The sequence below is a fragment of the Leptolyngbya subtilissima AS-A7 genome, from assembly GCF_039962255.1.
In the GTDB taxonomy this organism is placed as follows: domain Bacteria; phylum Cyanobacteriota; class Cyanobacteriia; order Phormidesmidales; family Phormidesmidaceae; genus Nodosilinea.
The window spans coordinates 72,943-96,436 of record NZ_JAMPKY010000006.1; the positions used below are offsets into that span (position 1 = coordinate 72,943).

The following is a 23,494-nucleotide window of genomic DNA, read 5'->3' on the forward strand; positions in this document are numbered from 1 at the left end:
CCCTGGCAGTTTAAGACCGCCGGGGCAGTGGCTAAAACACGTTATGGGCTAGGAAGACTGGAGAACCGCAGAAATTGCAGGGGGTCTCTTTCGCTTAGCGGCAATCAAGGGTTAGTGTCTAGCTTATCCACGTCGAGTAGGACAGCCCCATGGCTAAAGCTGACCCCCATCGCCTAAAGCTCTCTCAACTGCGAGCGCTCGTGGCTATTGCCGATCGGGGTTCGTTTAGTGACGCCGCTCTGCACATGGAGCTTTCCCAATCGGCGGTAAGCCACGCCATCGCCACTCTGGAAGAGGAGCTGGGAGTGTCATTGCTCAGCCGAGGCCGCCAGGGGGCGGTGCTGACGCCAGTGGGTGAACAAATCACTGAGGAAGCCCGGCAGGTGTTGCGATTGCTCTACACCCTATGCAATCGAGCTAACGAAGCGAGGGGGCTGCAAACGGGTGAAGTGCGAATTGCGGCCTTTCGCAGCGTGGCGACCCACATTTTACCGGAGGTGATCCGCCAGTTTCGGCAGCAGTACCCTGGGGTAGCCATTGCCATTGATGAAAAATCCCACTATGAAATGGTGGAAAGCGATCTGCGCCAGGGAAGGGCCGATGTGGGGTTTACCTATTTGCCCAGCCGCGATGAGTTTGAGCAGTGGGAACTACTGCGCGATCGCTACATCATCATCCTGCCGCCTAGCTCCCAACCCCATGCTCCCCTTCCCCAACCCTTCACCTGGCAGGACCTGGAGGCTTATCCACTGATTTTGACCCCAACTGACGATGGCGATCGCCAGTACCTCGATCGCCTGTTGCACAGCTGGGATCAGCAGTTGCAGCCCGCCTACGCCGTCCGCGAAGACTCGACTATTCTCAGCATGGTGGAGCGAGGGTTGGGGGCCACAATCATGGCATCTTTGGCAGCGGAGCCTATCCCCCCAGGGCTACGGGTAGCGGAGTTGCCCCAGCCTCTAGAGCGTGTGATTGGGGTGATTGTGCTGCGGGATGCGCTCTTGCCACCGCCAGTGTATGCCTTTTTGGAGCGGCTTAAGGCGGTTTGGCTCCAGTCCCAGGCGGCTCAGTCTGCCTCTGATCTGGCCTCAGGAAGCCGATAATCCGACATCCCACTGAAACAAAAAATGCCTCGGCGCTAGGCCGAGGCAAACAGGTCGTTGTTGCTCTGGAAGGACGTTGAACGCGGTTCACATTCTCCAGATATTTCTACAGCAGCACACCTACCGATTTCGGACGGTAGCAAATATTAACCGGCATTAAAAGCCCATGGCCTTGGCTAGGATATCAGGGTCTGGATTCAGCCCCCCTTTGACCTGGTTGTTGCTGTGGGCGATCGCGGTGTCAGGGTCTTTCAAGCCGTTGCCGGTCAACACACAGACAATATCGATACCAGCGGGCACCTGGTCTTTGACCTTCAGCAGCCCTGCTACCGAAGCGGCGCTAGCGGGTTCACAAAACACCCCCTCTAGGGCTAGTAGGCGGTAGGCGTCCAAAATTTCTGCATCGGTAACGGCGTTAAACTCACCCTGGCTGGCATCGCGCACCGCTTCGGCCTTGGTCCAGCTAGCGGGGTTACCGATGCGAATAGCGGTGGCGAGGGTTTGTGGGTCGCGCACCACGTGACCATTCACCAAGGGGGCGGCCCCGGCGGCTTGGAAGCCCATCATGCGGGGTAGGCGACTGCACTTGCGCTGCTGATGGTACTCACAAAATCCCATCCAATAAGCGGTAATGTTGCCCGCGTTGCCCACTGGAATACACAGCCAGTGGGGGGCATCGCCCATGGCGTCAATGATCTCAAAGGCCCCGGTCTTCTGCCCCTCTAGGCGGTAAGGATTGACTGAGTTGACCAGGGTAATGGGGTAATCCTTCGCCAACTCCTGCACCATGGTAAGCGCATCGTCAAAGTTGCCGTTGATGGCTAGCACTTCGGCTCCGTAGAGCAAGGCCTGGGCCAGCTTGCCGAGCGCCACATAGCCATCGGGAATCAGCACAAAGGCACGCATCCCGCCTCGGCGGGCGTAAGCGGCAGCGGCGGCAGAGGTGTTGCCCGTGCTGGCGCAAATTACCGCTTCGGCCCCGGCCTCTTTGGCCTTGGAGATAGCCATGGTCATGCCCCGATCCTTGAAGCTGCCAGTGGGGTTGAGGCCATCGTACTTGACCCACACCTTTACATCTTTACCAATGTGTTGGGCTAGGACTGGCATGGGAATCAGCGGCGTGTTGCCCTCGCACAGGGTAACCACCGGGGTCTGATCGGAAACAGGTAAATACGATCGATAGGCCTCAATCAAACCTGGCCAGGGCTGGAGCCCGGCGGTGAGAGAGCGGGAAACGGCTGTGGCGGCTGGGTTTACGCTTAGGGTCACGGTAGGTTGACGATAGGGATAGAAGGCTAGAGACCTAGGGAGTGAGACCTAGCCCAAGGCTCAGCCTTTGTTTTCTAGTTTACCGTGAGCCTTGACCCCAACCGCTCAAGAGCGGTGTTTTTAGCACCAATGGAGCTGAGATTTGTGCCCCGCGGAGGATTTCCAGTTCACGAACTGCCCCAGGCCGACGCTGCGGTTTGCGATCGCCTGGTTTAAGATTGGTTGCTGGACAGGACGGTTAAAATGTCTTAACTTTCTGACTGAGTACAATTCTCTACCCAACTTCGCCCATGAACGCCTCCGTAGACCGCGCTAACGTTCAGGCAACAGCTCTATCCAATGGAGCAGACCTAGAACCAGCGGCAGCCCCCCAGGAAGCTCTAGGAGCTGTAGCCCCAGTTGCCCTTGAAACAGTCCCCGCTGCCAACGATAAAATTTGCTGGATTGAAGTGCGCCAGGCTCCCTACCACCCCAATCAACAGGTCGAGCTGCTCCACTTGCAGGCCGAGGCCGAGGCTTTGCTATTGCAGCTGCAGGCTAAGCACCAGCGGCGCCAGAGCACCCCGAGCGGGGCTGTAGAGTCTCTCGTCTAACACAAATGGCGCTGTTGCCCTGCGATTTTCGCCGGGATGCTCGTTCCGAGCCGGCTCCCGTTTCTGGGATGCCGTAGGCTTTACGCTCCTCGAATTGCCCCCAATCCCTAACGGAAATGCGCCACTTTCTGAGAAATTCGCTATGGTTAGGGGGATTTTGTGGGGAGATGCTGCGATGACCTACTCTGCCAAGCCAAGGCAAGCTAGAGAGCCCAAGCTAAAAAGCCTAGCCAACCGGAAGCTGTACTCTGCGATCGCAGGGGGCTTGCTGCTGGCGATCGCGGCTGGGGCTACCATAAGACTCACCACAGCCGACTCCCGCAGCAATGAGGTTACCGAGGTCGCTCCGGTTTCCGACCAAGCCGCCGATAGCGCTCTGCCCCCCGCTACTGGGGAAGCGGCTACTCCCTTTCAATCAAAACCTTTCCATGCGGCATCGACCCCGCTGAGGCTGGCCGACCCAAGCCTGCTGCGCTCTACCTCTCCTCAGGCTCGAGTAGAAGCGATCGCGGCCGGTCGTTCTGATCCGTTTGCCTCAGTGGTGTTGCCAGGCCCTAAAGTATCGCGTTCCAGACCCGCTGCAGCCGTGTTGACGCCAGCACCTGCTACGGCCAGAGGTCAGGCGCTACCGACGGTGCCAGTGTCGGCAACTCAGAGTTTGCCCCCTCTGCCCCAAGTGACCCAATCTGTGACCCTGCCTAACCTACCGGCCCCCTTCCTACCCGGTAACGTGCCGCCTACTCCCACAGACCTTGCTGTTGCACCCACCGGCAGCCCGGCCTTTCAAAATCTGGTCGACCAGGTGGTGGTGAGCGGCGTAGTTCAGGTAGGCAGCGGCATTAGCGTGATTATCACTGAGCCTGGTAGCACCGTCAGCCGTCGCGTTGCCCAAGGCGACATGCTGGCCGGCGGCCGCATTAGACTTAAGTTAGTGGATATGTCTGGGCAAGAGCCCATGGTAGTGCTGACCTATGACGGTAAGGACTACACTCGTACTGTTGGGGCTCCCATGGTGAGTGCTCTCTAGCGGTTTGGCACTCCCAACCATAGCTGTAACGCTGGCAAAGCAAAGTTTTGCTTAAGTTAGGCGGCTCACCCAACTCAGGATTGATATACAGAAGGGGTTAGCCAGGTGGCTAGGAGCCGATAGCGCTAGTCCAATCAGTTAGTAGCGCTTGACACCCTAGCGGTCAATCAGTCGGCTTGGGGGAGTTACCTATGGGCGGTAGTCAGACATCTTTTGGTAAAAAAGGGGCACCGCGATCGCTGGGGCTTGAAGGGGACGCCTACGAGTGCCCAGTCTGCCGTCATGGGCAAATTCAATCAATGACATTGATGGATACCTACGCCTGTAGCTTCTGCCGCCACATTTTTGAAGTCAACCTCGACCAGCAAACAGTGCATGTGGTAGACAGCGTGCAGCCCATGGGCTGGCGCTGGCAGGGTTGGCGTTGGCAACCGCTTTATCAAAGCCGGGGAGACCTCACTCTAATTCTCTGGCTAGTAGGGTTGGCCCTGGTCATTCTCCCAGCCGGTCTAGTTGCCTTGGGGGGCTACGTGTTCCCACCCCTAGAGGCTACGGGAGTGAACTGGTCTCTGGTTTGGGCGATCGGTACATTAGCGGCCCACGGCGCCATGGTGGGCTGGTTGATCGCCGAGCATTACCAATTTCCGCTCTACGTGATGGCCAAAATTCGTTTGCAAAGATTGTTAGAACGCCTGCCCGACTAACCGACACAGCTGGCCACCAAAACAATTCTTGTCTCTATTGGCAGTCGGTTGATGAAAACCAAACCAGAGGAATCTTGGCGTCGCTGCGCCAGCGGACCCAGCCCTCTGAGATGCTAGAGCCAGGCAGTGCAGTACACCCTTGGGCCGGTTGAGTAACCCGCACCCGCAGCCAGTCGCCTTCGAGATCGAGGGGTTGAATGATGCTGTTAGAGCCTATCAGGGCTTGAAGCGGGGCGGTACCGCTGGGTGCCAGTCGCATAGGTTGGGCCAGGCCCGGTCGCCGGAACTCAATCCGGGAGGCATCTTGCATAGATGACTCCCAAGTTTCAACAGTGAGAGGCAGGGTACCTAGCTCCAGGTGAGAGATGTGGGCCCAAGCGGCTCCGGCAGGAGTGTATTGAAAACGAAACCAACCATCGGAGCGAATTTCTAAAACTGGAAAGGTGTAGATCTGCTGCTCAGTTTGCACCATAGAGAAAGCAGCATCGCGGCCAATAGCTAGAGGGGTCCCGCCGTTGGGCACAAGCCAGCCGTTGATCAGCCATCCCCAGTGGGCACTGTCTGGACTGGGGTAAATGGGTAGGGCTACATCTCGAAGCCAGCTAGCGCCCGAGAGGCCCTCCGTAGTACCGGTTGACAGGTTGACGGGACGCAGGTGCCCAATCCCGATGTCGTCGTTGGCGGCTGGGGTAAGGCCAATGATGCCCGTTGCGTCTGGGATAATGGAGTCGGGAAGAGGCGTCGGTAAGGGCGGCAGACTAGGAGTCGAAGCGTCTTGTTTGCCCCTAAGGTCTTGGGTAATGGAGAGCGGTTCTGGTGCAGCCCAAAGAGAGTTGACTGTAGCCGTTCCTAACCAGGTGGTGGCTAAGAACCCGATCGCAAAGGTGAGCAACCGGTCTGAACGGCCTAGTCTGTTTTGTTCTGAAGTATTGCCCAAGGGCCGTGGCAGATGAGACAGAAGAGGACGCATAGCCATCACAACTTGGAAGGGTAAATGTCAGAACTTGGTAGCGGTACGGCTGCGATCGCCGTTTGGATGCCCTAGACCGACTCGATTATGGTTTAGTCTGCCCATCGTAAGCCGCTTGCCGGGCTCGCTTAATCAACACTTAACTCCATTGTGACCGATGTAACACGGTCGCCCATAAAACATTCTGTAATTGCCGCTAGCGCCGATCCACTCAACCCCACTGCCTCAGGCCATTGTTTGGTTAAACCGACCGGCTCCTGAGCACGGTCAACAACTTGAGAAAGTGCTCGGGGAGGGGGGCTATCGCCACTACTGTCTCCCCCGTCACCGGATGGCGCAGCTCTAGTCGCTCGGCATGGAGCGCCTGACCGGGCAGCTTCACCCCCACATCGCGCCCGGTGCCGTAGGTGGGATCACCAACGATGGGATGGCCCATGTGGGTACTGTGAACCCGAATCTGGTGGGTGCGCCCAGTTTCTAGACGAAAGCGCAGCAGCGAGAAGTTGCCCAAGCGTTCTTCCACCTGCCAGTGGGTAACGGCGGTGCGACCTTTCTCTAAGGGAACGACGGCATGCTTTTTGCGATCGATGGGATGGCGGCCCAGGGGCGCGTCAACGGTGCCGGAGGTGGTTTTGGGCGCACCGTAGACTAAGCCCAGGTATTCGCGGCGGGCGGTTTTGGCTTTCATCTGGGCTTGCAGGTCGCTGTGGGCCAAGTCGGTTTTGGCCACCACAATCGCCCCAGTTGTGTTTTTGTCTAGCCGGTGCACAATGCCGGGGCGCTGCACGCCGCCAATGCCCAATAGCTGATCGCCGCAATGGGCCAGTACGGCGTTGACCAGGGTGCCGCTCATGTTGCCAGGGGCAGGATGCACCACTAGTCCAGCGGGCTTATTGAGAATGATTAAATGCTCGTCTTCGTAAAGAATGTCGAGGGGAATGGCCTCAGCAGTTAGCTCCAGCGGGCTGGGTTCAGGAATGGTGAGGTGAATGCGATCGCCCACCTGCACTGCCTCTTTCTTGTTGGTGCAGAGCTGCCCGTTGAGCTGCACATGTTGACAATCGATCAGCTTTTGAACGCGATTGCGGGAAAGTTCGTCCACGTTGGCGGTCAGCCAGCGATCGAGCCGTTCGGGGTCGGGGACAGTGACGGTGAGTTCGAGGGTTTGGTCGGCGATGGCTGAGAGTCTGAGCGCGGTAGGAGTTCTATAATCCATCATAATTCGCTCTTTTCTCGGACGCGTTCTATGAGCACTAGCCCTGCAACGTTAACCGCCCTCCTACCCGGTCAACTGCGCCGCATTCACCACCTGGCGTTGAATGTAAAGGATATGGATGCCTCGCGGCGCTTCTACGGCGGACTGCTGGGCCTCAAGGAGTTAACTGGGGATGAAGTGGACGACACGCTTAAGGAACTGGTAGCTACGGGCAAGGTCGCCAACTTTGTTACCCCTGATGGCCTGATTCTCGATTTGTTTGGTGCCCCCGATTTGGAACCACCCGATCCCGATCCCGAGAAATCCTTTACTCGTGCTTACCATTTGGCCTTTGATATCACCCCGGCGGAGTTCGATCAGGCGTTGGCAGTCCTGGAGGTGAATGGGATTGCGATCGCCCACGGCCCCGTCACCCGACCCACCGGACGCGGCGTCTACTTTTACGACCCCGACGGCTTTATGGTAGAAATTCGCTGCAACCCGGTTGAGACCTAAAGCATGGAAGCATCGAAGGACGCCTCGCTATGCGACTGGTATCGCCACCTTCGCCCTGCCCAGTTTCCCCATGACGAGACGGTTGAAAGGTGCGATCGCACAACTACTCCCTAACGTTCCAGTCGCTAGGTCAAACGTGAATGGAGGAGTTCTTGAGTCAGCTAAAGGGTTGCTATGATTAAGCGGTCAGGATTGGAGTTCGCTTGACTCATCTATTCTTCTAGTAACGCCTGAAGGACCTCCATGCGATTTAAGGCTCAATCTGACAAACGTGATTTGCCCGAGATCAACCTCGTGCCTATGATGGACGTCTTAATGACGATCCTGGTATTTTTCATCATTATTTCGATGACGGCTGAGTTTAATCAGCAGGCAGTCGATGTTCAGCTGCCCTCGACCGAATCGGGCAGCAGCGCCGTTGACCAGCCAGACCCGCTCATCGTTGAACTAGACCAACAAGAGCAGCTTTACCTAGCAGGGCAGCCCGTTGATCCAGCCACGATGGCCCAGCAAATTCAGCAGTATCTCGCTGAAGATCCGCAGGGCGTTATTGTCTTAAAAGCCGATTATCAGCTGAGCTATCAGCAAATTGTCGAAGTGCTCGGGCCAATGCGAGCCGTGGGCGGTGCCCAGGTTTCCCTAGCGATTGAATAGTAAATCAGCGAAAAACACAGTCCCCAGTGAGTGATTCACTGAGGGACTTTGTTGTACAGGTTATCGAACCAGGGCAGGTTTTTCGACCTGGTAGGTGGCGAGAATGCGCTCAGCCATCTGGGGCGGAGTTAGGCCCAGAGAGGCCTTCGACTGGTCGGGGGAGGCATGATCCACCAGCACATCGGGTACGCCGATACGCAGCACTGAAGCCTGCACCTGGGCATCCATGATCGATTCCACCACGGCGGAGCCAAAGCCGCCCATTAGGCAGCCCTCTTCGAAGGTGACCACCTTACCTATTTCCCGAGCCAGGGGCAAAATCAGCGCCTCGTCGAGGGGTTTGGCGAAGCGGGCGTTGACCACAGTGGCCTCGATGCCGTGCTCGCTAAGAATTTCAGCGGTTTGCATGGCGGGGTAAACCATCGAGCCGTAGCCCAGCAGCAGCACATCGTCGCCCTGGCGCAGCACCTCGGCTTCACCAATAGGTAGGGGCTCCCAGCCCTCTTCCATTAGCGGGGCACCGTAGCCGCTACCTCGGGGGTAACGCATGGCGATCGCACCCTCTTTGTAGTCAATCCCGGTCACCATCATCCGCTGCATCTCGGCCTCGTCTTTAGGAGCCATCAGCACAATGTTGGGAATGCAACGCAGGTAGGCGATGTCGTAGAGCCCCTGGTGGGTTGGCCCGTCGGCCCCGACAATGCCCGCCCGGTCAAGGCAGAAGAACACCGGCAGCTTTTGAATGCACACGTCGTGAACAATCTGGTCAAAGCCGCGCTGCAGAAAGGTGGAATAGATAGCAGCGACGGGGCGCATGCCTTCGCAGGCCAAACCAGCGGCCAGGGTAATGGCGTGCTGTTCGGCAATGCCCACATCAATGTACTGCTTGGGCAGTGCCTGCTGAAGCTTGTCTAGCCCCGTGCCGGTGGCCATAGCGGCGGTGATGCCGACAATTTTGGGGTTGTCTTCAGCCAACTTGATCAGGGTTTCGGCAAACACCTTGGAGTAGCTGGGAGGCTTGGGCTTGGTAGAAGGAATGCCCTTGCCGGTGGAGAGGTTAAAGGGCGACTGGGCGTGGTAGCCGACCTGGTCTTTTTCGGCGATCGCATAGCCCTTGCCCTTGGTAGTTGCCACATGTACCAGCACAGGACCGGTATGCTTATGAGCTTCTTTGAAGGTAGTGATTAGCTCTTGCAGGTTGTGGCCATCCACCGGCCCCATGTAGGTAAAGCCCAACTCCTCAAACACGGCCCCCACTTTGGGCACCGCCAGGCGCTTCATGCCTTCCTTGACCCGGTCGAGCTCAGGAGACAACGACTCACCTAAGAAGGGCAGGTGCTTGAATTGCTCTTCAAGGTTGTCGGTGAGAAACTGCACCGGCGGGCTGAGGCGCATTTTGTTGAGATAGCGCGGAATTGCCCCGACGTTGGGCGAGATCGACATTTCGTTGTCGTTGAGCACCACCAGCAGGTTGGTGTGGGGCAGGTGCCCGGCGTGGTTGATGGCCTCTAGAGCCATACCGCCAGTCAGCGCACCGTCGCCGATAATGGCAGCCACCTTGTAGTTGTCGCCGGACAGATCGCGGGCCAAAGCCATGCCCAAGGCCGCTGAAATACTGGTGGAGGCGTGGCCGGCGCCAAAGTGGTCAAACGTGCTCTCGCTGCGCTTGAGGTAGCCCGCCACCCCATCCTTTTGGCGCAGAGTGTGAAAGTCGTGGTAGCGGCCGGTAATCAGCTTGTGGGGATAGGCTTGGTGGCCCACATCCCAGGTGACTTTGTCGCGATCGAGGTCGAGGGTTTGATATAGGGCCAGGGTCAGCTCCACTACCCCTAGCCCAGGGCCCAAGTGCCCACCGCTGGCCGCCACGGTTTCCAGGTGCTTTTCGCGAATCTGGCGGGCCACGTCTTCGAGCTGGCGAATAGATAGACCGTGGAGTTGATTGGGGTGAGTTATGTCACTCAGGTGCATACTGCCTTAACCTCTGCGTCACGAAATTGAGTTTTTCCTGCTACTCTTCACTGTAGAAGATTCAACGACCAGAAACATTGAGGAGGGCAAGCATTGGTTAAAGCCAATGAAGCCCAAGCTAATCTAGAGGACTAATCCTCTGTAATTAATTGACCAACAGACTGTAACCGCTAATTACGCCCGTTAACCAAGCGATATAACCTTTAACGTTCTGTTATGGTTCACTTTCTAACTTCTGTTACCCATCGCCAGTGCCTTGCAATACCGTTTGCCCTGATCACAGGGCTGACAACTTCCATGGTGATCCTCTCTGCCCCTCAAGCGATCGCCAACGATTTTGAATCCTGCGCCAGCCGCTTAATTGGGGCTGGCATTGCCGGGCCGGATGCCGCCGGGGCCTGTGGTCAAGCCCTATACCCCGTCGATCTGGCTAGCTGCACCGTTGACGTCATTGGTGTCACCGAAGTAGAGGCCGAGCAGGCTCTAGTGGCCTGCCAGAGCGATCGCCGTCCCCAGGAGCTAGCCACCTGCGTCAGCGACATTCACCAGGGTCTAGAGGTCGCCAACTCTACCGCCGTGCTAAACAACTGCCGCCGCAGCGTGCTGCCCGTGCGGTTTTCTGACTGCGTCGTGGGCGTGGCTACCGCAGCTAGCTTAGCTGTGGCCGACTCCATGAGCCAATGCATTGCTGCCGGCTACCGTCCAGAGGATGTCGCTCCCACCTTCATTTTTTCTCGTTAGCCCTGGCGCTGATGCTCTAGAACAGTGATGTAATCGGGGACATCTTCTTGCCCCACTTGGCAGGCTGTTCTGTCTACCGCTAACAGGTCATCACCGTAGATCACCTGGCTAATGGGAACACCGTCGCCGCGATCGGGCTTCCAGTCACGGCTGATGAACTTTTCGGTGCAATCCACCACTCCACCCGCGAAGAAGTGGCCCAGGGTGTAATAGACATCTTGCAAGACCAGGGGCACCGATGGGCGATGTAGCTGTCCACGTGAACTGGCGCTACGGGCTTTGTATTTCTCTCTAGGAAAGAGGCCGTAGAGGTTTTTGAGGGACGCTGAAATCAGCGGTGTGCCTTTCAGCTGAGTGCGCTTAAAGGCGCTAACTGAGAGGCAGCAATCGACCTCTTGCAGCAGTTGAGGTGCCCATATGGTTTTAAACCGCACCGGGCTGGGAGAGCGGTTAGGGTATTCGGCCAGCTCTAGCTCATCGGCATTGAGCAGCTGAACCTTCGTCGACAAAAGCTGCTGGACACCAAGCTTAGCCATCACGGTGTCGAAGGAGACTTTAGAGCAAACCCCTTCAACGATGAAGATTTCAGCGCTGGGGCTGTATTCCTGAAGCCCTCGTATGACTGCTTGCAGCACCGCCATGCTGACGGTAACAGGTGGCCCAACGGGGTAGCCCAGATTGGGTTTGACTAGAATGCGTTGAGCCGCGTGAGCAGAGGCGGGAGGGGTATAGTGGAAGTGATCGCTGGGAGCAGCCACCACCGAGGCTAAAACAGACATAGGGCTGCACTGAAGTACGGGTGCTAACTGCTAACTAATAAACTGCACCACAATAATGCCAATGGCCCAGGCAAAGAAAATCCAGGTGATTAAGCTTGTCATCGTTACTCCTGCTAAACAATTCTTTCAGCAATAAAAAATCCTCTCGTTCTAATGTAGTTGGCTATTTCAGCCATTTAGAGGGCAGAAAACCGAACCCGTTCCATAGGTGGAGTCACCCATGAGATAGTTCCACCTGGGGCCACCGAGAAAAGAGCCGGGAAAAACCTGGGTGCTGGGGTTTACTCTCCTGGGTTGAGTCGCGTATAGTAGTAGACTGTGTCTGTGATAAAAAGGTCTTACGGCTAGAGAAACCAAATGGCTAAGAAAAGCATGATTGCGCGGGAGCGCAAGCGGGAAAAGATGGTAGCGCAGTACGCCAAGAAGCGTGAGGCTCTGCTAGAAGAGTTTGACAAAGCTGCCAACCAGCAAGAGAAGGTGGCAGTCCACCGCAAAATTCAGCAACTTCCCCGCAACAGCGCGCCGACTCGCCTGCACAATCGCTGCTGGATGACCGGTCGCCCCCGGGGCTACTATCGCGACTTTGGTCTGTGCCGCAACAAGTTGCGCGAAATGGCTCACCAGGGTATGTTGCCCGGAGTCGTCAAGTCAAGCTGGTAAGGCAGACTTTCGCTTTTTGAATCAACCTAGGGCTTCTGTAAAAGTCTTTAGAGTTTGTTTTTCGAAAGGGTCTTGAGCAATGCTCAAGACCTTTTTGTTTGGGAATTTATAGAAATTGCGTAACCATCTATCCCCAAATCTCGGCCATCACCAGCACAAAACCGGGCAGAACCTCTTCTCCAGAAAGCTGTTCCGGCTGGCTCAAATACTCTGGAGGTCGCCCCAAGCGGTAGATTTCTACTCGTTTCTCTTTAGGATCAATTAGCCAGCCTAGCCGCACGCCGCAGTCGCGATATTCTGCCATCTTGTGCTGAAGGGTAGCCAGCTTGTCCGTCGCCGATCGCAACTCAATCACAAAATCGGGGGCTAGGGATAAAAACTTAGCCGGGTCTGGGGCCAAAGCTTCAATACGCGATTTTGCTACCCAAGCGACATCGGGCGAGCGATCGGCTCCGTTGGGGAGAGAGAACCCAGTGGAAGAGTCAAATACAAAGCCTGTGCCATCTTGCTCGGCCCAGGCACCCACCCGTAAGTTGAGTTTAGAATTTTGACGACCAGACTCCCAGCCGGTGGGTGGCATGAGAATTAAATCTCCTGTACTGCTGCGTTCAAGGCGAATGTCATGGTTAACTTTGCACAGTTCATAGAACTGTTCGCGGGTAAGCCGCACCACCGGGTCGAGGGTTAGGGTCAGTGAAGTCATAGCCCTAGGATAACGACTGATCGCTTTGGGTTAGGTAATCTCGCTCTCGGTATCGCCGCCATCGGATAGCTTGCCCACGCGGCTGGCCTCCAGGGTAGTGGAGCGGCCGCAGCAGCGATCGATCCCCAAGCTATCGAACAGGAGGTCACCCACGGCGTTGGCGACGGTAAACTCGCCGTAAAAACTCTCAGAAAAATCGAAGGCTTGCAGCTCAGTCAAGATCGCCATCACTAGCGAGCCGACATCGTTTTCGCCCTCCATGCGCTGGCGGACAAACACCTGCGAAACACGCTCGGCGATTTTGCGGTTGGCCGGTTCCGGCAGATACTCTGCATTCAGCCAGGTCAACAACGCTGCCTTTAGCCACTGCCCCTCCTGTTGAGCATCCTCTGGCGGCGGCAGCATAATGGGGCTAAGGGGGTCAGTCATCTTGAGTGGTGAGGAAACCAGGAAAACCTTTTGTACACTCAATACTACCGTCTTAGATTCCTGCCTTAGAGTGAAGGCGGATAAGCGTCAAAAATCATTACTTGCCCGCACCTTGAGCACCCATCTACTCAAACCATTGTGACCTCCATCAAGTACGACCTAGACGCCATCGTTCGCGGTTACTCCCAAGGGTATTTTTTGATGGCCGATGGCGAGGGCGATGACTTGGGCTGGTACTCTAGCCGCCAGCGTACGCTGATTCCGCTGGACGATCGCTTTCGCTATCCCAAATCGCTGCGGCGATCGCTCAACCAAAACCGCTTTCGAGTCGCCATCAACCAGGCCTTTGAGGAGGTAGTCAGCGGCTGCGCCGATCGCGACACCACTTGGATCTCAGACGAACTCCGACAGGTCTATACCGAACTCCACCAGGCGGGCTGGGCCTACAGCTTTGAGACCTGGCAGGGGGATGAGCTGGCGGGCGGCATTCTCGGCCTAGTGATTGGCGGCGCGTTTATTGGCGAGTCAATGTTTTTTCGCATTTCTGAGGGCTCTAAGGTGGCGATGGTCAAGCTGGTCGAGCACCTGCGGCAGCGACACTTTGCCCTATTCGATGCCCAAATGATGAACCCCCACCTGGAGCGGTTTGGGGCTTATGTCGTCGCCGATCGCGAGTACAAAAGCCAGCTCAAAGTAGCCTTAAAGCAAAACTGTAGCTTTCTCTAGCGCCTCTGGTTGGACCTGGGATGACCCACAGCTAGACAAGTCGCCGTACCAGCGCTGGGCTAAGCCATTGAGCTGGTCGAGAATGGTCACCAGTTCGCCCGCGCGCTCCGTCAGGCTGTAGGTCACCTGGGGCGGCACAGTGGGCTCGTAGTGGCGGTAGACAATGCCCTCTTGCTCTAGCATCCGCAGGCGCTCAGTGAGCATTTTGGTTGAGATTCCTTCCACCTGGCGGCGCAACGCTCCAAACCGCGTGGGGCCACTGGTAGAAAGCGTCCAGATGATGTACATAGTCCAGGGCCCTGACAGCAGGTTCATCAAAACACTGACGGGGCAGGGACTGCGATCGTTGGTCAATCGGGCCATAGGAGGTTGGGGACGGTTCAAAATGACGTGAGCAGGGCGTGGGCAGGTCTTCACCCGTTAACCCGCTCTTCTACCAGAATACTTCCTCCTGCAAGCCACTGGTTACTTTGGGGTTCCTACTTTACTTCAGTAAGTAGTTACTTTTAGTATCTAGGCGTAGCTTTCGCCGTACCGCCCTATGTCAACCATCGCAATTGTTTATTTTTCTGGGGGTGGGCACACCCACCTCATGGCCGAAGCGATCGCCGCCGGAGTGCGCACAGCAGGCCACACCGCCGACCTACTGCGCATTACTGGCGGGCAAATCACGGCTGGTCGCTGGCAAGATGACGCATTTATGGCTCGCCTGAGCGCTGCCGACGCCATTGTGTTTGGCTCCCCCACCTACATGGGCAGCGTAGCGGCCCAGTTCAAAGCGTTTATCGACGGGGCTAGCTCGGCTTGGTTTGTGCAGCAGTGGAAGGACAAAATCGCCGCCGGGTTTACCCACTCCAGTTCTCCCAGCGGCGACAAGCAGGGCACGCTGCTGTATCTATCCATCAACGCGGCCCAACACGGCATGGTGTGGGTGGGAGCAGCCGACATGCCCAGTCAGTATCAGGGCAAAACCGACGGCATCAACCGCTTGGGGTCATTTTTAGGGATTATGGGCCAAAGCCCCATGACGATGGACAGTAGCCCTGCCACCCTCGACTCGGGCGATCGCCTCACCTCTGAGTTGTTTGGCCAGCGCATCGCCGTCGCCGCTGAGCGCTGGACCTCGCAAAAAGTAGCTGTTGCGGCTTAGGCTCAGACACGTTTTATACCAAGAAAACTTTGGTTAAGAAGGCCGAGATATCACGACAGGTAGACTTTCGAACCCCGAGAACGCTGCCTGTCGCGATCAGGAGGGAGCACGGTAAAGAGCCAAATGCGCTTCTCCCCATTGGCACAGCGACTGCAACACCGGCACTAAGCTTCGACCGTAGTCGGTGAAAGAATACTCTACCTTGAGTGATTTGCTCAGGTGCGAAACCCGCAGCACAATGCCGTCACCCTCTAACTCTCGCAGCTGCTGAGTCAAAACTTTTTCACTCACTTCGGGCATGAGGCGCTTTAGCTCACTAAACCGCTTTGTTTCATCGCGCAAATGCCAGAGAATCAAAATTTTCCACTTGCCGCCCAGCACCTTCAGAGTTGCTTCAACAAACTCTGTTCCTTCAGGAGTTGTCTCTGACATAGTCAAATGTTGGCCGATCGCAGCGGTGATTAGATACTTACGAGAAAGTAAGTACTTTGCAAACCTTGGCACCCAGTATACCGTTGTGAAAATGGGTTAGAAAAAAGGCCGCTGACATGCAGGTAGAGAACGCTGTAGCACTGGTAACTGGAGCGAACGGTGGTATAGGGCAATACTATATCGACAGCCTGCGATCGCTGGGTGCAGCCCGAATTTATGCTGGGGCGCGCAAGCTGAGCAGCTTAGATAATTTGGTGGCTATCGACCCAGACCGCATTATTCCTGTAGTGTTAGATATTACCGATCAAACCACCGTAGAGGCTGTCGCCGCCCAGTGCAGCGATGTCAATTTGTTGATTAACAATGCCGGCATAGGCTTACTCAAAGGCTTTATCTCTGCCCCCGATCTCTCCGCCGCGCGAGCCGAAATGGAGGTAAATTATTTTGGTACGTTGGCGATGTGTCGAGCGTTTGCACCTGTGCTCAAGGCCAATGGAGGCGGTGCGATCGTCAACATGCTGAGCATTTTAGGCCGAGTGAATTTTCCCATGAATGCCTCCTACAGCGCGTCTAAAGGAGCGGGCTATATCTTGACCCAGGGGGTGCGGGCCGAGCTGGCGGCGCAAAACACTCTGGTAGTCGGCGTCATGCCAGCCACGGTAGACACCAAGGGCAGCCAAGATTTTCCGCCGCCCAAGGTAGCCCCAGAGACAGTGGCCCAAGCCGCGCTGCAAGCCGTCATTGATAGCCTTGAAGATGTCTACCCCGGTGAACAGGCCCAGGCGATCGCCGCCCAACTGCTCAGTGACCCCAAGGGGTTAGAGAAAGCAATGGCGGCGATGTTGCCCCAGTCAGCGTAGGCCTATCCTGCATGCGCTGGGTCTAAATGCCGCTGACGTAGTAGTCGCGGGTGCCCTTGGCGTTAAGGGCATCGCCCAGGCGATCGAGGGCGTGCACGTAGGCAGCAGTGCGCGGAGAAATTGCTAGCTCCTGGGCAATTTGCCAAATGCGTTCGCCCTCGGTCACCATCATGGTTTTGAGGCGAGCGTTGACATCCTCAACCGACCAGTAGAGACCGCTACGGTTTTGCACCCACTCAAAGTAGCTGACGGTGACCCCGCCCGCGTTGACCAAAATGTCGGGGAAGACGTAGATGTCTTTGTCTTCTAGGATGCGATCGGCCTCGGAAGTCACGGGGCCGTTGGCTACCTCAAAGATATAGCGAGCCTGAATGCTGTTGGCATTCTCAGCGGTGATTTGATTCTCCAGCGCCGCCGGGATCAAGATATCAACATCCAAAGCCAGCAGTTCTTCGTTGGTGACCACGGAGTGATCGTTCACGATGTTGCACACGGTGCCTTCGCAATACACCGCTTTGAGGCTGCGAGTTGAGGTCTTAAACTGCTGAATGCTAGGAATATCCAGCCCTGACGGGGAATACACGCCGCCTTGGGAGTCGCTAACCGCCACCACCCGATAGCCAGCATCGAATAACAGCCGGGCGATCACGCTGCCGGCATTGCCGAACCCCTGCACGGCAACGGTGGTGTTTTGCGGCACCTGGCCAAACTTGGCCATCATCGCCTGCAGCACGTAAAAGGCTCCGGTGCCGGTGGCGGTATCGCGACCCTGGCTGCCGCCCATGCTGAGGGGCTTGCCGGTAATCACCGCCGGACTCAGCTTGCGGCAGATAATGCTGTACTGATCCATCATCCAGCCCATGATCATGGGGTTGGTGTAGACGTCGGGGGCGGGCACGTCGACATCGGGGCCGATAAAGTTGGCGATCGCATCAATGTACCCGCGGCTCAAGCGCTCTAGCTCAAACTTTGACAGCTCCTTGGGGTTCACGGTGACGCCGCCTTTAGCTCCACCCAGGGGCAAATTTAGCGCCGCGCACTTAAAGGTCATCCAAAACGCTAGCGACTGGACCTCGTCGAGATTGACATCGGGGTGAAAGCGAATGCCGCCCTTGGTGGGGCCGCGCGTGTCGTCGTAGCGCACTCGGTAACCCTGAAAGACCTTTAGGGTGCCGTTGTCCATTCGCACCGGAATCGACACGGTGAGGCTGGCCTTGGGATAGCGCAGCCGTTCGGAGGCATCCTCAGAGATCGAAACGTACTTGAGCGCCCGCTCTAGACGGCGGTTAGCATCAGACAAAATAGAGGCCATAGACAAACACCAGGGATGAAGGGATTGGTGAGCAGCGAATTGTGCTGCTGTTACTAAGGTGCCGCTAGGGCGAATCGGCTCCGCCAATTAGCAATATTTTGTATTGTCAGCTACCGTTTTTCTCGCCTGCCCTTTCACAGTGCGGCCAAACAGGTTCCTTCCCGCAGCAGGGTCGTCAAGTTTAGGGCGGTCATGGGTCGGGAGAATAGATAGCCCTGGCCGTAGGCATAGTTCAGTGACAGCATGAGGTCGCGCTGGCTGGCCTGCTCAATGCCCTCAGCCACCAAGCTAAAGTTGATGCCCTCTGACAGATTTGCGATCGCCCGGCAGATCGCCACTTTCTCCAGATTTTGAGCATTGGTCGGAATGAAATAGCGATCGACCTTGACCTCATCAAAGCGAAACTGCAACAGCTGGGCCAGGCCCGACTGCCCCATACCAAAATCATCGACCTTGAGCCGCAGCGACATATCCCGCAGCCCTTGCAGGCTTTGCAGGTAGCGATCGAGGTTGTTGTAGATGCCGCGCTCGGTGATTTCGATGCCAAAGTGGTTGCTAGCAATGCCCGCTCCTGATACCCGCTGCATGATGCGGTCCAAAAAGTCGTCGTCCTCAAGCTCCAGGGGGCTGATGTTGACGGAGAGCGTAAACTGGGGGGCAATTTCCTGCCACTGGGCCAGTTGCTCTAGCGCATGGCAGAGCACCCAGTCGCTAATGCGGTGCACTAGCCCAGTCGCTTCGGCCACAGGGATAAACTCTGAAGGTGAAACTCTACCCAGACGAGCTGAATCCCACCGGATGAGAGCTTCGGCCCCGACAATGGCGCCGGTGGTCATGTTGCAGATGGGCTGGTAGGCAAGCCAAAACTCGGCTTCGCTGCTGCGCTGCTCTAGGTAGGCTTCGAGGGTGATCTGGCGCAGTCTTCGCCGGGCCAGGTCGCTGTTCCACATCTGAATGCGGTGCTGAGGTAGGTTAGAGCGGCGATTGCGCTTGGCCTCTCGCAACGCGGTTTCGGCGGCCTGGAGCAGTCGGTTAATCGAGGTATCTTCCTCAAAGGCGTCGATGGTGCCGCTGGCCACGCCGATGGAAGCCCCGACGCTGGCCCCTTCGACTTCGATCGCTAAAATCGCTTCGAGCACGCTGGTGGCAATGGCCACCGGCATTGGGCAGGGCTCAGGTGGAACCGGATTGGAATCGGGTAGCAGCAGCAAAAATTCATCGCCACCGTTGCGCACCGCAATGCCGTTGTAGGTCTGGGCATGGTCTTGCAGCACCGTTGCCACGGCCTTAAGCAGCTCATCGCCCAGGTAGTGACCCCGCTGATCGTTGATCAGCTTAAAGCGATCGAGATCGATAAAGAGGCACACCTCCCAAGCCTCTAGCTCCATCTCCAGCACGCGACGGTTGTAAAGACCGGTCAGCGGATCGTGGATCACACCGCTCACCTCCGTAAAGGTCATGTAGAGCAGGTCTGGGGAGAGCGGGGTAACCAGGGTCATGTACCAGCCAGAAATTTCGCCCTTGTACTGATATTCAAGCCGCTTGGGCTCACCCGACTCCAGGGCCGCCAGATACAGGTCAATTAGCGAAACTTGATAGGGGTAGACCTGCTCGCGGTGGGTAGGCATTTTTTCGCAGAGGCGATCGCCCGGCTTGAGCAGATCTTTGGTGATCGCCCTGGCGGCGGGGTTGAGCTTGAGCATGGTCAGGTCGTCGCCGGTACGCTGGCAGAGCAGCTTGCCGGTGAGCGCCTGTTCCCAGGTGGCCTCTAGCAGGTGAAAGGTTTCCCCCAGATAGCGCAGCCGGGTCTGGCTGGTGAGCAAAGTTAAGACCGCCGCCCAAGATACCCCCGCCGTTACCCAATGCCAGAAGACGTTGTGGAGGTTCATGGCGCTGAGGGTGTGGCCGATGCCGCAGCTAAAGATGAACAGGATCAGCAGCAGCAGATTGAGCCAAATGTCGCGCTTGGCCTTTAGCAGCACCGGCAATAAAGTCAGGGGAATAATGAAATACGCCGCCGCGATCGCGCCATTGGCAGCAGTCTCCATGCTTGACTCTCCCCTAGAACAGTGCCCCTTTCCTATTCTCAGCCTATGGCCTGACCGGGCCATTAAGACGGGAAACCTCCAATTATTAACTCGTGGCAAGTAAAACATTCACCGGGGAAATGCCGAGCAATTCAAGCTAGCTTCACGGCTTCTACAGAGCACGATCCAGTAAATTTCTGCTGGCGTTAAGTGCAACGTCCTATTGCGAAGCACAACAAACTTTATCGAGGCGTAAAGGTTCAGCCTGAACAGTGGCCGATATCGGTAGGTTCCCGGAGAATGGGGTCATGTACCCAGGTCCGGTGCCCCAAGGCTGGCCTGGTTCCTCTTATGTATAAGGACTATCGTTATGAACAATCCCCAAGAAGTGCTTGAGCACCTAAAGCAGCTCGAAAAAGTCGGTACAGTACAAAGCGCCCTATATCGTGAAGAAGCCCAGGCACTACTGGCCGACGACACCGTTAGTCTCAAGTGGCGACGGGCGATCGCCGATCGCCTCAACCGAGCCAACCACGACCTGGCCCTGCACACAGTCAGCAGCGAAGACAGCTACTAAACATCCAATAACCCTCGGCTGAACCCAGCTCATTCACAACTGGAGTTAGCCCAATGACGCCCGGCGGAGCAAGTCTCCGCTGGGCGTTTGGCTGGGTTCCCAAAGGGCGGCCAGGTCGGATCGCCCCAACCATGTATAGTCTCAAATCACTGCAGGAGCAGGCTGAAGAGCACTGAGGGAGGTCGCAGCCCAGCTACTTTCCCAATCGGAGATTCCCAGAGTTTCACTTTGGGCAACCGCTCCAGACAGCGCCAAATCATCGGCAGCCAGCGCTGGCATCGCACCATTACTGGGCTGCAAGTACCCTGCCTCTAGGAGGCTAGTCTGAAACACATCTGCCAGCAGCGCGTGCACAGTGGTAGTCGGGTGCTGCTGATCCCACCAGAAGTAGCCGGGGTCGTCAAGTAGCCCTTGGTTCAGCAGCGGGTCAGTGACATTGGTAAAACCGAACTCCGCTGGAGACCCAATAATTTCATTGGTCAGCCCAAACAGGTCGACCGGAATAATGTCGATCGTAGCGGACAGACTTTGCTCCAGCGCCTCTAGCGTACTGGCCAAGCCAGCATTAAACGCCTGGCTGAGCGCCGTGGCCTGGGCACTGGTGCCATCACCCAGGGCGCGGGGCGTCAGGCCTAGGTTGGGCAGGTTAGGCACTAAAAATGTATCGGCCCCCCGCGCCGCTAGGCTGCCAATCGCCGTGGCAATGTTCTGCAACGAGTTGGCCAAAAAGGCTGGAATTGCATTGGGGTCGCTAGGCAAATTAAACAAATCGTTGGCCCCGGCCCACACTACATAAAGACTGTCAGGGTCAGCCGCGCCTTCCCCGATGCCGCCCAGATAGCTGTCGATTTCGTCGAGCAAGCCCGGTAGGTTAGTCTCTGTGCCCGTGAGCGAGGTAATTAGGGGGTCGAGGCCGTTGTCTCGGCCCGTGGTGGCTCCCCCCACGGCAAAGTTTTCCACCTCGGCAGGCTCTAGTCCGATATCGCTAGCCAGGTAATCAACCCAAAGATCGCCATTCGCAAATCGGCCTTCAGAATAGGGAAAGGGCGGGAAAAAGCCCGTCAGCCCAAACAGGTTGCCAGGGTCTGACAGACTGTCGCCAAAGATCGTCAGACCATCAAAGCTGGGCACCAGCGCCTGGGCTTGAAAATTCTCGGCAGTAAGGCTGGTCGCTTCCACATTCAGGAGAATGACGCTGGGCTCTGGCTGATTCAAGTAGCGCAGGGTGGTGTTTGCCCCCTGCTGGGCGATCGCAATCTGCCCAAAACTCAAGCCCCCTGGCAGCAAAAAGCGATCGCTTCCAGGAGCAAAATCCACCACGGTATCGACCCGGCCATCGTTTTTGAGCACCACGGTATCCTGCCCCGGCCCGGTAAAGAGCTGGTTATTGCCCAAACCCCCATCGAGAGCATCATTGCCCAGGCCACCCAAAAGCCAGTCATTTCCTTCGGCCCCAAACAGCTGTTTGTTGCCCCAGAGGCCTACTAAAATTTCGTCTTCCGTGCCGCCATTGAGCACGTCATCGCCAAAGCCACTGACTAAAACGGTGCTGCCAAAAATATCAAGGGGATTGAGACTAGTAAGAAACGGATTCAAAAAAGACGGTAAAAGCGATGCCATAACGCCTCCAGAAAGTGCAGTGGGTTGAGTAAAAAGCTATGCCCAGAGTAGCGAATAGCACACCTGACTGACTCATAGTCTAGGTTGACTGAGCACCACATTCACGCCCAGCAAAATTAGCCCCATGCTAGCCACCATCGTCGCCGTCAGGGGCTCTCGAAAAAACAGCCAGGCTAGCCCCGCCACAAAGATCGGCACCAAACTATAGACGACGCTGGCGGTGCGGGTGGGGCCAACCTGCTGAATGCTGAGGTTAAACAATAGATAGGCCACACCCGACGCTGCCACACCCATGTACAGAATGGCGATCGATGAAGCCAAAGAAAGAGTCGCCAGCTGTAGCCACCAGCGTTCTAACGAGGCCAGTACTAGGAGTTGCCCAACGCCGGCCACAGCGGCATAAAAGGTAATCGTCAATCCCGAATACCGCTGGCTCAGCTGTTTGATGATTAAGGAATACACCACCCAGCACAGCACGGCGCACAGCATCAGCCCATCGCCCCGGTTGAGTTTTAGGGTGAGCAGGGTGGTAATGTTGCCCCGAGTCAGCAGGGTTAGCACCCCCAACAGCGCCAGCGCTATGCCGCCGTACTGGCGGCGGCTCAGCCGCTCACCAATAAACAGCGCCGCCATCACCCCTGTCACCACTGGATTGAAGGCGTTGATAATGGCGGTGTTAGCCGTAGCCGTGTAGCGCAGGCTGCTAAAGAAAAAATAGTGATAACCCACCACCCCAAATAGACCCAATAGCACCATCGATCCCCAGTCGGCGCGGGCGACGGTGAGGGCTTTAACCGGCTGGGCACTGCCGCTGATAAATAGACCCAAAACTCCCATAGCAATGACGTAGCGCAGCAGCGAGGTAGTCAGCGGCCCCAGATCGACCGTAGTGTATTTGCCCGCCACAAAGCTGCCCGCAAACAAAAAGCTGGTGAGAATGGGCAGCAAAACCTTGAGTTTGAGCATCGATCAATCCTACACAGCGCCAACCAGTTCGGGAACCCGTACAGGGGGCTTTGTTGCGATCGCCCCCCTGGCGTCGTAAATTAGCACTCGGAGCTTGCGAGTGCTAAGCTTCGAAAGTTCGTGTAATGCGTCTGAGCGGGGCCGAGTGCTAACTCCCCCAGACGCTGTCTTAATAGCAAATCCGGAGAAGCATTGTATGGCAGCTATCACTTTGGCGGCATCTAGCGTTAAGCCCCTAGCCGATCGAGTTTTGATTAAAGTAAGTGCGTCCGAAGAGACCACTGCTGGCGGCATTCTGCTACCTGACACCGCCAAGGAAAAGCCTCAGGTGGGCGAGATCACCGCCGTAGGCCCCGGTAAAACCGACGACAAAGGCACCCGCCAATCGCTGGAAGTCAAAGTTGGCGACAAGGTGCTCTATTCCAAGTATGCCGGCACCGACATCAAGCTGGGCGGCGACGAGTTTGTTCTGCTGTCTGAGAAAGACATCCTCGCCGTTCTCGGCTAAACCGA

The 23,494-nt window shown here is 56.6% G+C and carries 26 protein-coding genes; 13 read left to right on the forward strand and 13 right to left on the reverse strand.

Translation table 11 applies throughout. The features are described from left to right. The first annotated feature begins 149 nt into the window (after positions 1-149). The gene (locus tag NC979_RS14065; protein WP_190514992.1) at positions 150-1,103 is read left to right on the forward strand and encodes a LysR family transcriptional regulator; all 954 of its coding nucleotides are present in this window, start codon (positions 150-152) and stop codon (positions 1,101-1,103) included. 156 nt (positions 1,104-1,259) lie between these two features. Here NC979_RS14065 and thrC read toward each other — a convergent pair whose 3' ends face one another. Continuing rightward, positions 1,260-2,372, reverse strand: a complete 1,113-nt coding sequence (gene thrC / locus NC979_RS14070; RefSeq protein ID WP_190514993.1) for a threonine synthase — start codon at positions 2,370-2,372, stop codon at positions 1,260-1,262. Between the two features lie 290 nt (positions 2,373-2,662). On the opposite strand from thrC, the gene NC979_RS14075 reads away from it, so the two are divergent. The 3 genes from NC979_RS14075 (at position 2,663) to NC979_RS14085 (ending at position 4,696) form a co-directional block, all read left to right on the forward strand. After that, complete coding sequence (locus tag NC979_RS14075) at positions 2,663-2,965, forward strand: hypothetical protein (protein WP_190514994.1); 303 nt, start codon at positions 2,663-2,665, stop codon at positions 2,963-2,965. 175 nt (positions 2,966-3,140) lie between these two features. Further along, positions 3,141-3,992 (forward strand): hypothetical protein, encoded by an 852-nt coding sequence (locus tag NC979_RS14080; RefSeq protein ID WP_190514995.1) that lies wholly within the window; start codon positions 3,141-3,143, stop codon positions 3,990-3,992. Between the two features lie 191 nt (positions 3,993-4,183). Further along, on the forward strand, positions 4,184-4,696 hold the full coding sequence (locus tag NC979_RS14085; protein ID WP_190514996.1) for a DUF2396 family protein: 513 nt from the start codon (positions 4,184-4,186) through the stop codon (positions 4,694-4,696). 34 nt (positions 4,697-4,730) lie between these two features. On the opposite strand, the gene NC979_RS14090 is transcribed toward NC979_RS14085, so the two are convergent. Then, positions 4,731-5,666 carry a hypothetical protein gene (locus NC979_RS14090; protein ID WP_348253729.1) on the reverse strand — a complete coding sequence of 312 codons (936 nt, stop codon included), beginning with the start codon at positions 5,664-5,666 and terminating at the stop codon, positions 4,731-4,733. Positions 5,667-5,907: 241 nt separating this feature from the next. After that, the gene (locus NC979_RS14095; protein WP_431191066.1) at positions 5,908-6,885 is read right to left on the reverse strand and encodes an RluA family pseudouridine synthase; all 978 of its coding nucleotides are present in this window, start codon (positions 6,883-6,885) and stop codon (positions 5,908-5,910) included. 27 nt (positions 6,886-6,912) lie between these two features. Here NC979_RS14095 and NC979_RS14100 point away from each other — a divergent pair, with 27 nt between their 5' ends. Both NC979_RS14100 and NC979_RS14105 read left to right on the forward strand, forming a co-directional pair. Further along, positions 6,913-7,377, forward strand: a complete 465-nt coding sequence (locus NC979_RS14100; protein WP_190514998.1) for a VOC family protein — start codon at positions 6,913-6,915, stop codon at positions 7,375-7,377. Positions 7,378-7,620: 243 nt separating this feature from the next. After that, a complete protein-coding gene (locus tag NC979_RS14105; RefSeq protein ID WP_190514999.1) occupies positions 7,621-8,031 on the forward strand; it encodes an ExbD/TolR family protein in 411 nt (136 codons plus the stop codon). 60 nt (positions 8,032-8,091) lie between these two features. On the opposite strand, the gene dxs is transcribed toward NC979_RS14105, so the two are convergent. Beyond that, positions 8,092-9,999 carry a 1-deoxy-D-xylulose-5-phosphate synthase gene (gene dxs, locus NC979_RS14110; protein WP_190515000.1) on the reverse strand — a complete coding sequence of 636 codons (1,908 nt, stop codon included), beginning with the start codon at positions 9,997-9,999 and terminating at the stop codon, positions 8,092-8,094. A gap of 297 nt (positions 10,000-10,296) precedes the next feature. On the opposite strand from dxs, the gene NC979_RS14115 reads away from it, so the two are divergent. After that, positions 10,297-10,740 (forward strand): hypothetical protein, encoded by a 444-nt coding sequence (locus tag NC979_RS14115; protein WP_190515001.1) that lies wholly within the window; start codon positions 10,297-10,299, stop codon positions 10,738-10,740. On the opposite strand, the gene NC979_RS14120 is transcribed toward NC979_RS14115, so the two are convergent. Continuing rightward, positions 10,737-11,519, reverse strand: a complete 783-nt coding sequence (locus NC979_RS14120) for a DUF362 domain-containing protein (RefSeq protein WP_190515002.1) — start codon at positions 11,517-11,519, stop codon at positions 10,737-10,739. The two genes, NC979_RS14115 and NC979_RS14120, sit on opposite strands and share 4 nt — an antisense overlap. Before the next feature lie 357 nt (positions 11,520-11,876). On the opposite strand from NC979_RS14120, the gene rpsN reads away from it, so the two are divergent. After that, positions 11,877-12,179, forward strand: a complete 303-nt coding sequence (gene rpsN / locus NC979_RS14125; protein WP_190515003.1) for a 30S ribosomal protein S14 — start codon at positions 11,877-11,879, stop codon at positions 12,177-12,179. Positions 12,180-12,306: 127 nt separating this feature from the next. On the opposite strand, the gene NC979_RS14130 is transcribed toward rpsN, so the two are convergent. Both NC979_RS14130 and NC979_RS14135 read right to left on the reverse strand, forming a co-directional pair. Beyond that, positions 12,307-12,882 carry a Uma2 family endonuclease gene (locus tag NC979_RS14130; RefSeq protein WP_190515004.1) on the reverse strand — a complete coding sequence of 192 codons (576 nt, stop codon included), beginning with the start codon at positions 12,880-12,882 and terminating at the stop codon, positions 12,307-12,309. Positions 12,883-12,912: 30 nt separating this feature from the next. Further along, a complete protein-coding gene (locus NC979_RS14135) occupies positions 12,913-13,311 on the reverse strand; it encodes a DUF8822 family protein (protein WP_190515005.1) in 399 nt (132 codons plus the stop codon). A gap of 138 nt (positions 13,312-13,449) precedes the next feature. On the opposite strand from NC979_RS14135, the gene aat reads away from it, so the two are divergent. After that, on the forward strand, positions 13,450-14,037 hold the full coding sequence (gene aat, locus NC979_RS14140; RefSeq protein WP_313887290.1) for a leucyl/phenylalanyl-tRNA--protein transferase: 588 nt from the start codon (positions 13,450-13,452) through the stop codon (positions 14,035-14,037). On the opposite strand, the gene NC979_RS14145 is transcribed toward aat, so the two are convergent. Beyond that, positions 14,011-14,400 carry a winged helix-turn-helix transcriptional regulator gene (locus tag NC979_RS14145; protein ID WP_190515006.1) on the reverse strand — a complete coding sequence of 130 codons (390 nt, stop codon included), beginning with the start codon at positions 14,398-14,400 and terminating at the stop codon, positions 14,011-14,013. The genes aat and NC979_RS14145 overlap by 27 nt on opposite strands. A gap of 178 nt (positions 14,401-14,578) precedes the next feature. On the opposite strand from NC979_RS14145, the gene NC979_RS14150 reads away from it, so the two are divergent. Beyond that, positions 14,579-15,187 carry a flavodoxin family protein gene (locus NC979_RS14150; RefSeq protein WP_190515007.1) on the forward strand — a complete coding sequence of 203 codons (609 nt, stop codon included), beginning with the start codon at positions 14,579-14,581 and terminating at the stop codon, positions 15,185-15,187. A 96-nt stretch (positions 15,188-15,283) separates the two neighbouring features. Here NC979_RS14150 and NC979_RS14155 read toward each other — a convergent pair whose 3' ends face one another. After that, the gene (locus NC979_RS14155; RefSeq protein ID WP_190515008.1) at positions 15,284-15,619 is read right to left on the reverse strand and encodes a winged helix-turn-helix transcriptional regulator; all 336 of its coding nucleotides are present in this window, start codon (positions 15,617-15,619) and stop codon (positions 15,284-15,286) included. A gap of 116 nt (positions 15,620-15,735) precedes the next feature. Here NC979_RS14155 and NC979_RS14160 point away from each other — a divergent pair, with 116 nt between their 5' ends. Further along, complete coding sequence (locus tag NC979_RS14160; protein ID WP_190515009.1) at positions 15,736-16,479, forward strand: SDR family oxidoreductase; 744 nt, start codon at positions 15,736-15,738, stop codon at positions 16,477-16,479. Positions 16,480-16,501: 22 nt separating this feature from the next. Here the strand turns inward: NC979_RS14160 and NC979_RS14165 are convergent, their stop codons facing one another. Continuing rightward, complete coding sequence (locus tag NC979_RS14165) at positions 16,502-17,791, reverse strand: Glu/Leu/Phe/Val family dehydrogenase (RefSeq protein ID WP_190515010.1); 1,290 nt, start codon at positions 17,789-17,791, stop codon at positions 16,502-16,504. A 134-nt stretch (positions 17,792-17,925) separates the two neighbouring features. After that, positions 17,926-19,839 carry a putative bifunctional diguanylate cyclase/phosphodiesterase gene (locus tag NC979_RS14170; RefSeq protein ID WP_190515011.1) on the reverse strand — a complete coding sequence of 638 codons (1,914 nt, stop codon included), beginning with the start codon at positions 19,837-19,839 and terminating at the stop codon, positions 17,926-17,928. 349 nt (positions 19,840-20,188) lie between these two features. Here NC979_RS14170 and NC979_RS14175 point away from each other — a divergent pair, with 349 nt between their 5' ends. After that, positions 20,189-20,395 (forward strand): hypothetical protein, encoded by a 207-nt coding sequence (locus NC979_RS14175; RefSeq protein WP_190515012.1) that lies wholly within the window; start codon positions 20,189-20,191, stop codon positions 20,393-20,395. Positions 20,396-20,536: 141 nt separating this feature from the next. Here NC979_RS14175 and NC979_RS14180 read toward each other — a convergent pair whose 3' ends face one another. Both NC979_RS14180 and NC979_RS14185 read right to left on the reverse strand, forming a co-directional pair. Next, a complete protein-coding gene (locus NC979_RS14180; protein WP_190515013.1) occupies positions 20,537-22,015 on the reverse strand; it encodes an SGNH/GDSL hydrolase family protein in 1,479 nt (492 codons plus the stop codon). Between the two features lie 72 nt (positions 22,016-22,087). Further along, positions 22,088-22,981 (reverse strand): DMT family transporter, encoded by an 894-nt coding sequence (locus NC979_RS14185; RefSeq protein WP_190515016.1) that lies wholly within the window; start codon positions 22,979-22,981, stop codon positions 22,088-22,090. Between the two features lie 196 nt (positions 22,982-23,177). On the opposite strand from NC979_RS14185, the gene groES reads away from it, so the two are divergent. Next, entirely contained in the window at positions 23,178-23,489 is a 312-nt protein-coding gene (gene groES, locus NC979_RS14190) for a co-chaperone GroES (protein WP_190515018.1), read from the forward strand. Positions 23,490-23,494: the final 5 nt, after the last annotated feature.

Excerpts from the sequence above, each read along its gene's own strand:
- NC979_RS14065 (WP_190514992.1), top strand. The coding sequence starts at position 150 with ATGGCTAAAGCTGACCCCCATCGCCTAAAGCTCTCTCAACTGCGAGCG.
- NC979_RS14075 (WP_190514994.1), top strand. The coding sequence starts at position 2,663 with ATGAACGCCTCCGTAGACCGCGCTAACGTTCAGGCAACAGCTCTATCC.
- NC979_RS14080 (WP_190514995.1), top strand. The coding sequence starts at position 3,141 with ATGACCTACTCTGCCAAGCCAAGGCAAGCTAGAGAGCCCAAGCTAAAA.
- NC979_RS14085 (WP_190514996.1), top strand. The coding sequence starts at position 4,184 with ATGGGCGGTAGTCAGACATCTTTTGGTAAAAAAGGGGCACCGCGATCG.
- NC979_RS14090 (WP_348253729.1), bottom strand. The coding sequence starts at position 5,666 with ATGCGTCCTCTTCTGTCTCATCTGCCACGGCCCTTGGGCAATACTTCA.
- NC979_RS14095 (WP_431191066.1), bottom strand. The coding sequence starts at position 6,885 with ATGATGGATTATAGAACTCCTACCGCGCTCAGACTCTCAGCCATCGCC.
- NC979_RS14100 (WP_190514998.1), top strand. The coding sequence starts at position 6,913 with ATGAGCACTAGCCCTGCAACGTTAACCGCCCTCCTACCCGGTCAACTG.
- NC979_RS14105 (WP_190514999.1), top strand. The coding sequence starts at position 7,621 with ATGCGATTTAAGGCTCAATCTGACAAACGTGATTTGCCCGAGATCAAC.
- dxs (WP_190515000.1), bottom strand. The coding sequence starts at position 9,999 with ATGCACCTGAGTGACATAACTCACCCCAATCAACTCCACGGTCTATCT.
- NC979_RS14115 (WP_190515001.1), top strand. The coding sequence starts at position 10,297 with ATGGTGATCCTCTCTGCCCCTCAAGCGATCGCCAACGATTTTGAATCC.
- NC979_RS14120 (WP_190515002.1), bottom strand. The coding sequence starts at position 11,519 with ATGTCTGTTTTAGCCTCGGTGGTGGCTGCTCCCAGCGATCACTTCCAC.
- rpsN (WP_190515003.1), top strand. The coding sequence starts at position 11,877 with ATGGCTAAGAAAAGCATGATTGCGCGGGAGCGCAAGCGGGAAAAGATG.
- NC979_RS14130 (WP_190515004.1), bottom strand. The coding sequence starts at position 12,882 with ATGACTTCACTGACCCTAACCCTCGACCCGGTGGTGCGGCTTACCCGC.
- NC979_RS14135 (WP_190515005.1), bottom strand. The coding sequence starts at position 13,311 with ATGACTGACCCCCTTAGCCCCATTATGCTGCCGCCGCCAGAGGATGCT.
- NC979_RS14145 (WP_190515006.1), bottom strand. The coding sequence starts at position 14,400 with ATGGCCCGATTGACCAACGATCGCAGTCCCTGCCCCGTCAGTGTTTTG.
- NC979_RS14150 (WP_190515007.1), top strand. The coding sequence starts at position 14,579 with ATGTCAACCATCGCAATTGTTTATTTTTCTGGGGGTGGGCACACCCAC.
- NC979_RS14155 (WP_190515008.1), bottom strand. The coding sequence starts at position 15,619 with ATGTCAGAGACAACTCCTGAAGGAACAGAGTTTGTTGAAGCAACTCTG.
- NC979_RS14160 (WP_190515009.1), top strand. The coding sequence starts at position 15,736 with ATGCAGGTAGAGAACGCTGTAGCACTGGTAACTGGAGCGAACGGTGGT.
- NC979_RS14165 (WP_190515010.1), bottom strand. The coding sequence starts at position 17,791 with ATGGCCTCTATTTTGTCTGATGCTAACCGCCGTCTAGAGCGGGCGCTC.
- NC979_RS14170 (WP_190515011.1), bottom strand. The coding sequence starts at position 19,839 with ATGGAGACTGCTGCCAATGGCGCGATCGCGGCGGCGTATTTCATTATT.
- NC979_RS14175 (WP_190515012.1), top strand. The coding sequence starts at position 20,189 with ATGAACAATCCCCAAGAAGTGCTTGAGCACCTAAAGCAGCTCGAAAAA.
- NC979_RS14180 (WP_190515013.1), bottom strand. The coding sequence starts at position 22,015 with ATGGCATCGCTTTTACCGTCTTTTTTGAATCCGTTTCTTACTAGTCTC.
- NC979_RS14185 (WP_190515016.1), bottom strand. The coding sequence starts at position 22,981 with ATGCTCAAACTCAAGGTTTTGCTGCCCATTCTCACCAGCTTTTTGTTT.
- groES (WP_190515018.1), top strand. The coding sequence starts at position 23,178 with ATGGCAGCTATCACTTTGGCGGCATCTAGCGTTAAGCCCCTAGCCGAT.